Origin of the sequence: uncultured Chitinophaga sp. (assembly GCF_937874145.1) — a bacterium.
Taxonomy (GTDB): Bacteria; Bacteroidota; Bacteroidia; order Chitinophagales; family Chitinophagaceae; genus Chitinophaga.
This window is the reverse complement of the sequence record NZ_CALNBI010000282.1, coordinates 1-10,381: the sequence shown is the minus strand read 5'-3', so window position 1 is coordinate 10,381 and position 10,381 is coordinate 1. Positions and strand designations below refer to the sequence as shown.

Annotated in this window: 8 protein-coding genes; 3 read left to right on the top strand and 5 right to left on the bottom strand. The window is 54.0% G+C overall.

Features of this window, described 5'->3' with window-relative positions:
• The 4 genes from Q0510_RS13980 to Q0510_RS13965 form a co-directional block, all read right to left on the bottom strand.
• Positions 1-932: RagB/SusD family nutrient uptake outer membrane protein (locus Q0510_RS13980; RefSeq protein WP_298712853.1), on the bottom strand; the 932-nt coding region annotated here is incomplete at its 3' end.
• Positions 933-952: 20 nt separating this feature from the next.
• Positions 953-4,033 carry a TonB-dependent receptor gene (locus Q0510_RS13975; RefSeq protein WP_298712850.1) on the bottom strand — a complete coding sequence of 1,027 codons (3,081 nt, stop codon included), beginning with the start codon at positions 4,031-4,033 and terminating at the stop codon, positions 953-955.
• Positions 4,034-4,255: 222 nt separating this feature from the next.
• A complete protein-coding gene (locus Q0510_RS13970) occupies positions 4,256-5,914 on the bottom strand; it encodes a tetratricopeptide repeat protein (RefSeq protein ID WP_298712847.1) in 1,659 nt (552 codons plus the stop codon).
• 131 nt (positions 5,915-6,045) lie between these two features.
• Positions 6,046-7,230, bottom strand: coding sequence for an ROK family transcriptional regulator (locus tag Q0510_RS13965; protein WP_298712844.1), 1,185 nt, complete (start codon positions 7,228-7,230; stop codon positions 6,046-6,048).
• Positions 7,231-7,785: 555 nt separating this feature from the next.
• On the opposite strand from Q0510_RS13965, the gene Q0510_RS13960 reads away from it, so the two are divergent.
• From Q0510_RS13960 to Q0510_RS13950, 3 genes are all read left to right on the top strand, one after another.
• Positions 7,786-8,295, top strand: coding sequence for a DinB family protein (locus Q0510_RS13960; protein ID WP_298712842.1), 510 nt, complete (start codon positions 7,786-7,788; stop codon positions 8,293-8,295).
• Between the two features lie 85 nt (positions 8,296-8,380).
• On the top strand, positions 8,381-8,644 hold the full coding sequence (locus tag Q0510_RS13955) for a hypothetical protein (RefSeq protein WP_298712839.1): 264 nt from the start codon (positions 8,381-8,383) through the stop codon (positions 8,642-8,644).
• A 208-nt stretch (positions 8,645-8,852) separates the two neighbouring features.
• On the top strand, positions 8,853-10,028 hold the full coding sequence (locus Q0510_RS13950; RefSeq protein ID WP_298712836.1) for a S9 family peptidase: 1,176 nt from the start codon (positions 8,853-8,855) through the stop codon (positions 10,026-10,028).
• Positions 10,029-10,081: 53 nt separating this feature from the next.
• Here the strand turns inward: Q0510_RS13950 and Q0510_RS13945 are convergent.
• Positions 10,082-10,381: peroxiredoxin (locus Q0510_RS13945; protein WP_298712832.1), on the bottom strand; the 300-nt coding region annotated here is incomplete at its 5' end.

The following is a 10,381-nucleotide window of genomic DNA, read 5'->3' as shown; positions in this document are numbered from 1 at the left end:
TCGTTCTTCAGCGTCTGGATCAGCCAGTCGGAAGGGTACATGAGCTCCCAGCCATCCAGCACGCCCGGGCGCACTTCGAAGTTGAAGGGATGGCGCTCGTCGGATACGGTACGGTCGCTGCTCCATTGGATTTCAAAAATCGACTCGGGACCATTTTCCCTGGTGCCGTTGAAGTTATCCACGTAATTGTCGTTGAGGGAATACTTTCCGTAGATCTCCCGGAACTTGGCTTCCGCCTGCGGCCATTTCTCCTGAAAGAGGTACACTTTTCCCAGCATGGCTTTGGCGGCATTTTTTGTAACGCGGCCCACGTATGCAGGGGGATAATCATCCGGCAATGCGGCTTCCGCTTCGGTGAGGTCTTTTTCGATCTGCGCCCAAACAGCTGCCGCAGCAGCCTGCGGCGCCTGGAGTTTGGTAATGTCCTTCTCGAACACCATCACCAGCGGCACATGCTCGAAACCATTCACGAGCAGGAAGTTATTGTAAGCCCGCAGGAATTTCGCTTCCCCTACGATCTCGTTCCGCTCCTGTTCCGGCATCACGGTAATTCCCGGCACCTGGTCAATCACCTGGTTGGCGCGGGCAATGCCGGTGTAGCACGTAGCCCAGAGGCTCCAGGCCCCTGCGTCATCCGAGCTGTTCAGGAACGCGGCGAGGTTCTTGCCGTAAGGTTCGTTCTTATTGTTGTCGATATCGTCTCCTTTATAATTAAGCGTGGTGTACACGGATTCGAACCAGGTCCATTTGGAACCGTCGTAGGCCTGCAATGCCGCGTAAGTGGCGGTAATGCCCTGGAGCGCGTGTTGCCTGGTGACCCAGAACGTGTTCTCCGTGAGGTTTTCCTTATCGTCCAGTTCCAGGAACTTGTCTGAGCACGCAGAGAAAAGCGTGGCGGAAAGGAGGGCGATGGCGGCTATTTTCAGTTTCATGATGTTCTTTTTTGATTCAGTTAGAAGCCTACGTTAATACCTGCCACGAAAGAGCGGCTCATGGGATAATATCCACGGTCTACCCCGCGGCTGAAGATCCCGGTGTTGGATAGATCAGGATCGAAACCGGTGTACTTCGTAAACGTCAGCAGGTTGTAAGCGCCGGCATAAATGCGTAGCCGGTTGATGAGTGCTTTTTTAGTCAGTTCCTGCGGAAGGGTGTAGCCCAGCTGCAGGTTGCGCAGGCGGAGGAACGATGCGTCTTCCAGGAAGTAATCGGATACGCGGAGGTTCTCGTTCTTGTCTTCGTTAGACAGGCGGTAGATGTCGGAACCCGGGTTCGAAGGCGTCCAGGCATTCACCAGGTCGGCCGAGCGGTAGAAGCGGTACAGGAACATCCTGGCACCATTGTACATCTTCTGCCCCTGCTTGCCATTCAGGAAAACCATCACATCGAAATTCTTCCAGCTGGCGTTAAAAGTCAAACCGTAGTCCAGTTTCGGAAGCCCCGTGCCCATGATTACCTTGTCATCATCGTTCAGGATGCCGTCGCCATTGGTGTCTTCAAAGCGAAGGTCACCGGGAACAGCCTGCGGCTGGAGCTTATCGCCTTCTTTGTTAACGTGCGCATTCACCTCTTCGGCCGAGCGGAAAATTCCGTTCGCTTTAAACAGGTAGAACGAAGCCAGCGATTCGCCCTTGCGGGTGATCGTGCTCGCGCGGTTCGAGTAATCCACGAAACCGTCGATGATCATGCCCTCATCGTAACCAAGGCGAACGATTTTGTTATTGCTATGCGATAAGTTCAGCGTCACATCCCATACAAAACCTTTCTGCCCGGGATTGCGGTAGGTGGCCGTCAGTTCCCAGCCCTTGTTTTCCATGTCCGCGATATTGGTGCGTGGCATGGTGGTGATGCCGGAAGATGCGGGGATAGGCGTTTCGGCCAGCATGTCGGAAGTGCGGCTGCGGAAATAATCAACGCTACCACTGATGGCGCCTTTCAGGAAGCTAAAACTCAAACCAGCGTTCAGCGTGGCCGTTTGCTCCCATTTGATGTTGGCATTAGCCAGAGAAGCTGCCGTCGCCCCTACATATACTTTCTGCGCCAGCGCGTTGCCGAACGGATAGTTCAGGAATTCGCTGGAGTTGGCGATATAGATTTTCGCGAGGTACTGGAAGTTGGGAATGTTTTGGTTACCCACAATACCGTAGCTGATGCGGGGCTTCAGCTCGGAAATCCAGGGAATGTTGAAAAAGCTTTCCCTGTGCAGGTTCCAGCCGCCGGACACCGAATAAAAAGTACCATAACGGTTCAGCGGGCCAAACCTGGACGACCCATCGCGGCGGAGGCTCCCCTGGAGGTAATAACGGTCGTCGTAGTTATAGGAAACACGGCCAAAGTAAGATTGCAGTGAGCTGGAAGAATTCCAGCCGTTGCCGCGGATATAATCGTTGGGGCCTTCAATAATTAACCCCGACAGCGCTTCGATCAGCGGGCTGGACAAGTGGTTGCCGCCTGCGGTGGTGCCCTGGGAAACGGATTTCTCGCGCGAGAAACCATACATGGCCTTCAGGTTGTGCTTACCGAAAGTCTGGTCGTAGTTCAGCAGGTGGGTGAACACCTGGTACTCGGTCCGGCCACGGATCTCGGAACGGCTCGGGTCTTCCACCCGCGCCAGCGCGCCGAAGTCGTAAGCCGGCGTCTGCGAATAGCTGAAGGTATTCGAAATGTTGCGGCCCGCGCTGAAATTATATGAGAACCCCTTCCAGAGCTTCAGATCCGCCGCAACGTTGAATTGCAGGTAATCGTCGGCCGTGCGGCTGGTCGTCAGCATCCGCTGGCCCACCGGGTTACCGGAAAGCAGTTCCGCTTCCGGTTTGGCGTAGCCGTTGGGGGAAGCCGGATCATATATGCGCTTGTGCGGCAGCGTGCTGTAAATGTCCATGATGGCGGAGAAACCCGCATCGCCGTCGCCCGTTGCATCCCCGAAATCCTTGTTATTGAAACGGGTGTAGGAAAGAATGGGACTGATTTTCAGGCGGTCTTTCAGCAAACGGATCTCGGTGTTGAGGCGGAGGTTATCGCGCTTGGAACCGGAGTTGATTACGTTACCCGAATGCTCCCAGTGGCCGAGCGAAAAGCGGTACGACAACTTTTCGGATGCGCCGGAAACGTCGAGGTCATGCTTTTGCTCAACACCTTTCTTGGTATAGGCATTCACCCAGTCTGAATTGCCGTACTTATTGTCATCCTGCACATAAATCGGCGGCGCTGCGGTGGTTCCGTCGTTGGCGTAAGCTTCTTTCACCACTTTGTTCATCGCGGTTTTACCCAGCAGATCGATATTGTTGTTGAGTTTGTGCTGGGAAATGTAAGAGTTGAAATTGATTCTCGGCTCCCCGCTTTTCCCTTTTTTAGTGGTGATGATGATCACACCTCCCGCGGCACGGGCGCCGTAAATGGTTGCCGCGGATGCATCCTTGAGCACGGAAATCGACTCGATATCGTTCGGGTTGACGTCGTAAATAAACGTTTGCGGGATACCGTCCACCACGTACAGAGGGTTATCGTTGTTGATGCTGTTGAGCCCGCGCACCATTACTTTGGGGCTGGCTGCAGGGTTCCCGGTTCCGGAGCTCACGATCACACCGGCAGCCTGGCCCTGGAGCATGGTGCCGATATTGCCGGCAGGTTGTTTTTCGAGGTTTTTGGTGTTGACGGTGGAGATGGCCGCGGTCACATCGCCCTTCTTTTGGGTGCCATACCCTACCACCACCACTTCGTCGAGGCCTTTGGTGCTTTCCTCAAGCGATACGTTGATTTCATTTTTCCCGGCTACGGACACTTCCTGCGAAGCGAACCCGATGGCGGAGATCACCAGCACGGCATCGGCGGGCACCGTGAGGGAGAATTCGCCGGCGGCGCTGCTGGCCGTTCCCTGTGAGGTCCCCTTCACCGAGACGCTCGCCCCGGGGATGGGCTGCCCCTTCACGTCTGTAATTTTACCTTTGAGGGACCTCCCGGATTGGGCCATCGCCGCAAATCCGGTTAATAAAAGGACCAGCAATAGTCCGCTCCCTCGGAATAGTTTCCACATACGCATTTTGGTTTTTTAGTTTTTAAGAATAACATGGACTCGTCCCGGGAAACACTTGCATAGGTTGAGCAGCGATCGGAACGTGAAATCACAGTTCCCGGGAATGCATTCGTAAAGTAGACCGGAAAAACCAGCGCAGCGGCAAACGGAGCCTATATCCGTGCCTTACAGGCACCTCTACAAGACCCCTACAAGGGAGTTAATCAATTGACAATAAATCAGTTAGAAATTCTTCAGAAAGTCAGACAGGCTGTCTTTATGCTCCAGGTTAAACTCTTTCCGGAGGCGGTAACGGGCCATTTCGACGGATTTGACGGAGATATTATTGAGGGAAGCGATGTCTTTTATGGACAGGTTGAGCCGGATTTGGGCGCACAGGCGGCGTTCGTTTTCGGTAAGATTGGGGAATTGGCGGAGCAGGTTGAAGAAGAAATCTTTGTGGATTTCGTTGACGGACAGGTTGAAGTCCTGGGCGTCTTTATTAATGTCGAGATCGTGCTGGAACTTGTTGACCATTTTATTGAACCGGGCGATATTTTCCTTTTTGGCGTCGGAGTGGATATCGAGGGCGATGAGCTCGTCGATGAACTGCCGGATCATATCGTTGCGCTGGGAGATGTAGAGTGCGTAGTTTTTCAGGTCGTTATCGCGGAATTCGAGTTTATTGTTAAGGGCTTCCTTTTCCAGGAGGGCGCCTTCGAGCTCCTGTTTGATGAGGGCCCGGCGGACTTCTTCCAGTTCCTTTTCCTTTTTCTGCTTCTGCCGCATTTTGGAATAGAACAGCAAACCGATGATAATCAGCAGGATGACGCCGGCGGCAAGGGCATTCCGCTGGAAGGCGCGGAGTTCTTTCTGGGCCACCAGGGTGATGATGCGGGCCTGGTTTTCTTCGGCTTCGCGTTTCAGCTTAAGGGCGGAGATGGCTTCGCTTTTGCTTTTGGACAAGATTTCGTTGCGGACGCGGGTGTACTCCTGGAGCTCGGTGAAGGCGGTTTTGTATTCGCCGAGGTGTTGGTAGAGGAGGACGGAGTTGGTCAGGTTATCGAGTAGTTTTTCTTTGCGGGTATTGGAATTGCTTTCTTCGATGAGGTTGCGGGCCTGTGCCAGGAGCTCCCGGGCCTGGGGGTACTCTTTCAGCATGATGCGGGAATAGGCCATCTGGTTGAGCACTTCGGCATGGGAGAGCCCGTCGGTTTTCCGGAGGGTGGCCAGCGCCTGGGTGAAGTCCGCGATGGCTTTGGGGTAGCGGCCGAATTCGTTTTCACAGATGCCGCGGTTGCTGAGCGCCGTAGCCACCATGCCTTCGAGCCCTTTTTCGCGGGAGAGCCGCAGGGTGCTGTCGAAATATTTACGGGCGGTGGCGAACGCATCTTGCTGAAGGTATACCAGCCCGAGGGCGTTCAGCGACAGCGCGATCCTGCGGGGATCGCCGAGGCGGCGGTAAATATCATATGCCTGCTGGTGATATTGCTGGGAAAAATGAGCGTTCTCGGTATCGTAGAAGATCCAGCCCAGGTGCGTGAAGCAGCGGGCGCGGGCGCTGTCGGTTTTAACGAGGTCGAGCGCCGTGTAGGCGTAGTTGAGGGCCTGGTCGTACTGGTCATTGTACAAATACCCTTCCGACAGGTTCAGGAGCGACGCAGCCTGCAGGCTGGTGTTTTCTTCTTTCAATGCGAGGAGGTAGGCTTCGTTGGCCCATACCAGCGCCATATTGGTGGAGTCCTTATTATAATATGCGGCCAGTTGGTTGAGGGTGCGGATGCGTTCGGGGGCGGGCATCGATTTATCCGCCAGCCGGTTAGCCAGGCTGTCGGCATTCCACTGTGCCAAAGCAGGCGCCGCCAGGCAGCATGCCATCAGTATCCATAACCATTTCCTCATAGGGGAAAAATAACAAAATTTCAGGCTGCCGAAGATAGTCCGGGTTTTTTACATAAAAAAAACCGACCCTGAGAAAGGGCCGGTTTCCTTGTTCACTGTATTTCAATTTGCTATTAGAATGAAGGTTGGTTCTATGGTGTAGCGTAGTTCTCCATGACGAGGGCTGCGGAGCCGAGCAGTTCGGCGTCGTAACCCAGTTCCGAGACTTCCACCGCCGTTTGCGTGGCGAGCCGCGGGATGCAGTGCTCGTTGAGCGCCATCTGCACGGGCGCGAGCCAGAGCCGGCCCGCCAGCGAGCCGCGGCCGCTGAGCACGATGGACCGCGGGTTGAGCAGGTGAATCAGGATGGCCACGCCACGCCCGATATGATACCCGATTTCGCGGATCAGTTCTATACAGAATTTATCTCCCCGCGCCGCTGCGTCCATAATGATCTCACAATCTTTTTCGATCTCACCAGTCGGGAAATGATCCTGGAGGGAAGAGATCTTCCCGTCTGCCAGGCCTTTCACTGCTTTGTCGATCAACACGAGCAGGGAAGTTTCTGTTTCGAGGCAACCGCTCTTTCCGCAGCTGCAGAGTTTGTTATTATTGAACAGCGGGATGTGGGAGAACTCCCCGGCAAACCCGTTGTTGCCTCTGAAAAGGGACCCGTTGAGGATCATCCCCAACCCAACGCCCCATCCGATGTTGACCACCATGCTGTTGGCCGCTTTCCGGGCGTTGCCGAACCGGTATTCCGCCAGCGCGATCAAACTGGAATCGTTATCGATATGCACCGGCAACCCGGCGGCGGCAGACAAATACTCCACGATGCTCTGCTGCTCGGTGCCATCCTGCATCGGGAAGCTGTAGTTCTCGCCACGGATGCCGTCGATAAATCCCGGCATCCCGATACCGATACCCAGGATCCGGCTACGGGCGACCCCCGACTGCCCGATGGCGTCGACCAAAATGGCGGCCAGCGTTTTGAGGGCGGCGGGATTGTTCTTGAGCGGCAATTCATGCCTGACGATTCCGCCTACATGGCTGTTGGTAAGGTCCATCATGGAGATGCGCGTTACCAGCTGGTCCATGGAAACCGACAATATGTATAATGCCTTTTTATTGATGGTATATGTGATGGGACGCCGTCCTCCGCTGGAGGGAGCGTAGCCTGATGGCTCCAGTATATTTTCTTTTACCAGGTGATTCACCGTCCGGATCGTCAGTGGCAAACTCTTTCCGATGCGTTCGCTCAACTCCGTTGCAGATAACGTATTCGCATAGTAAATCTCCCTCAGTATCAAACGTTTATATTGCTCGTCTTTTTTCATGCAGGGAAAGAATCTAGCTCAAGATAATAATTAATTTAGAATGAATGCAATACTTCCTAACTTTTTTAGGAAGTTTTTGTCTAGTGTTTGTATCTTATTGATTGTAAACGTCTTAATTCAGTCAAGTTGATTTACCATTTTGGATTATCTTCCCTTTGCGCATCTAAATCCTATAACAAAAACCAATTTTGCCGTTATTTCCAGGTATACTCTTTCCCTGTTGGCCTGTGCTTTTCCGAACGGCTGGATGCATTGCAAACCGGCGATTCCATCAATATCTACTACGAAAACCAGCTTCGCAGCACGGAACCGCACGTGAACCGCCATGCAACATTTGTCGATAAGGCCCTTCCTCCTCGTCATGATGGTGCTTTGCCTGTTGATGATACCGGTAATTGTCATCCTGAAAATAAGGGGCAAAATCTGGTAAGCTCAGTTTCCACAAGCGGCCATGATACCAAAAAACCTTGTCACAAATGCACCCTTATATTGTCGCGTGCACACAGGAAGCGGCAGCGCGGGTATGTGTAATTTCGTTACAACAAATCCGCTGTTATGACTACAGATTTTTTGATGGAAGACCTCCGCAAGTCCACACGCGAGCTTACGGAAGCGCTGCGCCTTTTTTCGCAGGAACAACTGAACCAGGTACCCTTCCCCGGCAGCTGGACGCCCGGGCAGGTGGGGCAACATCTGCTGAAATCCGAAACCGGCGTCACGGAACTGCTTCGTGGCAATACCCAAACCGCCACCCGTCAGCCGGATGCGCACCACGAAAACATCCGTTCGCTTTTCCTGGATTTCAACATAAAAATGGAATCCCCGGAGTTCATCATTCCCGATAATGATCCCAAAGACCGCGAACAGCTGATCCGGTCGCTGGAGGAAAACCGGGAAAGCGTTTTGCAAGCCGCATCCGAACAGGACCTCGACCTGCTGCTTACAGATTTCGACATGCCCGACTGGGGCCCGCTTTCCGGCCAGGAATGGCTCACTTTCATGACGGTACATTCGCGGCGGCACACGCATCAGTTGCATAAAATCCACCAGCATTTGCAAGGATAATTCGTCAACCGCAATCAGCCAGTTGTAGCCGCAATCCGTGAATACTGCGTATATTCATTACCGGATGCCGAAAAAACGCTGATTGATGAAATTCCTCAAAATACTGCTGCTATTGCTGCCACTGATCGTGGCGGCCTTCCTCTTCCTGGACATTCCACGCAGCAACGGCACCGGCGGCGGTTATTACGACCTGACCGGCCTCTATTATGCCGTTTATTCCAGCATTTACTATTTCGCTTTTTGTATCGTGATGATGGTTCGGCTCACACGGGAAAACAAATTCCTGCCTGCGGCGGCCATCATCCTGTTTGTCGCGCATGCGGGATACCTGCTGGCCATTATGCGTTAGCAGTCGTTGTACCGGTAGTTCGTATGTTCGGGCGCATCGGGGAAAAATCCCTCCCTGCTGGGGGGAATGGCCTGTTTGCGGAGGGTTATTCTGCGGAGGGTTTTGCCGTCGGGCGATATCCATGTGCGGGTGAAGCCAGATTCATTGCAAATGTCTTGAAAAATAGCGTATCTTTTTTTCCCGGCATGCCGGAAACCAAAGCTCCACCATGAAGACAACGACCTTACTTATCGCCATGCTGGCCGGTACGGCCGCTTTCGGACAGAATTACAATGAGACGCTCGTACCCGCCTACAAGCTCCCTCATCCGCTGGTTACGGTCAACCTCAGGCCGGTGAAGAACGTGAAGATGTGGGAAGGGACGCGGCGGATGGAGATCCTCCGGCTGTTCGAGAATAACGTGTACGGACAAATGCCGAAAGACTTCGACAGTATCCGCTTCGAGCCCGTCCGGGAAGACGGCGGCGCCATGGGTGGAAGGGCGGTGTTAAAAGAAACCCGCATCCATGTATTCCGCGGCGGGCAGTCCGTAGCCATCGGGCTGACGATGTTCGTCCCCAAAAACGCTGCTGCGCCGGCGCCTGTTTTCCTGCTCATCAACAACCGTCCGAAAAAGAACACGGACCCCGACCGCAAAGAGAAAAGCGCTTTCTGGCCGGCGGAGCTGGTGATCGACAGCGGTTACGCGGTGGCGGCATTCCACGTGAGCGACCTCGCGCCCGACGATAAGGCAAAATATACAGAAGGCGTGCTGCGCATGTATCCTGAGCACCTCAGCATGGGGAACGGGATGAAAGCCATTGGTTCCTGGGCCTGGGGGGCTTCGCGGGTGATGGATTATTTCGAAAAGGAACCTTTGGTGGATGCGAAGAAAGTGGTGCTGGTGGGGCATTCGCGTGGAGGGAAGACATCGCTGTGGGCTTCCGCGCAGGATGAACGCTTCGCCATCTGCGTCACCAACTGCTCAGGGAACACCGGGGCGGCACTGGCGCGCCGGCAGTTCGGGGAACGCATCAGCCGGATCAATTCCGTCTTCCCCCACTGGTTTTCCAACAACTACAAAAATTACAACGACAAAGAAAACGATTTGCCGGTAGACCAGCACATGCTCATCGCCCTCATCGCGCCGCGGCCGGTGTATGCCACCAATGCCACGAAGGACCTCTGGGCCGACCCGACAGGTACTTTCCTCGCGCTGAAGAACGCCGAAATGGTGTATGCGCTCTATAAAGAAAAATCCACCCTTCCGGCAACGCCGCCCGCTCCGGATGTTACGCTGACAAACGGCATCCTCGGCTACCACAACCGCACCGGGGAACATGATATGACGGAATTCGACTGGCAGCAGTTCATCCGCTTCGCGAACCATCATTTCAGCAGATAAAAAAGCCCCGCCGGAGTCCGGCAGGGCAATTGCTCATTATTACTTTCATCTTCCTATTTGATCAACGCATTGAGTTCTGCTTCGATATTATCGCCACGGAGACCGATTTTCAGCAAGTTGCCGTTCTTATCGATCAGCACGGCCAAAGGAATGCCGATCACTTTGTAATCTTTCATGATCTGGCTGTTGCGGCCCGCGTCGCCGATCAGCTGCAGCCAGGAAAGCTGGTCTTCTTTCACGGCTTGCTTCCATTTCTCGCGGTCGTCGTCGATGGAGATAGATACCACTTCCAGTCCTTTGGCTTTGAATTTATTGTGCATTTCCACCAGCTTGGGATTTTGATCGCGGCAGGG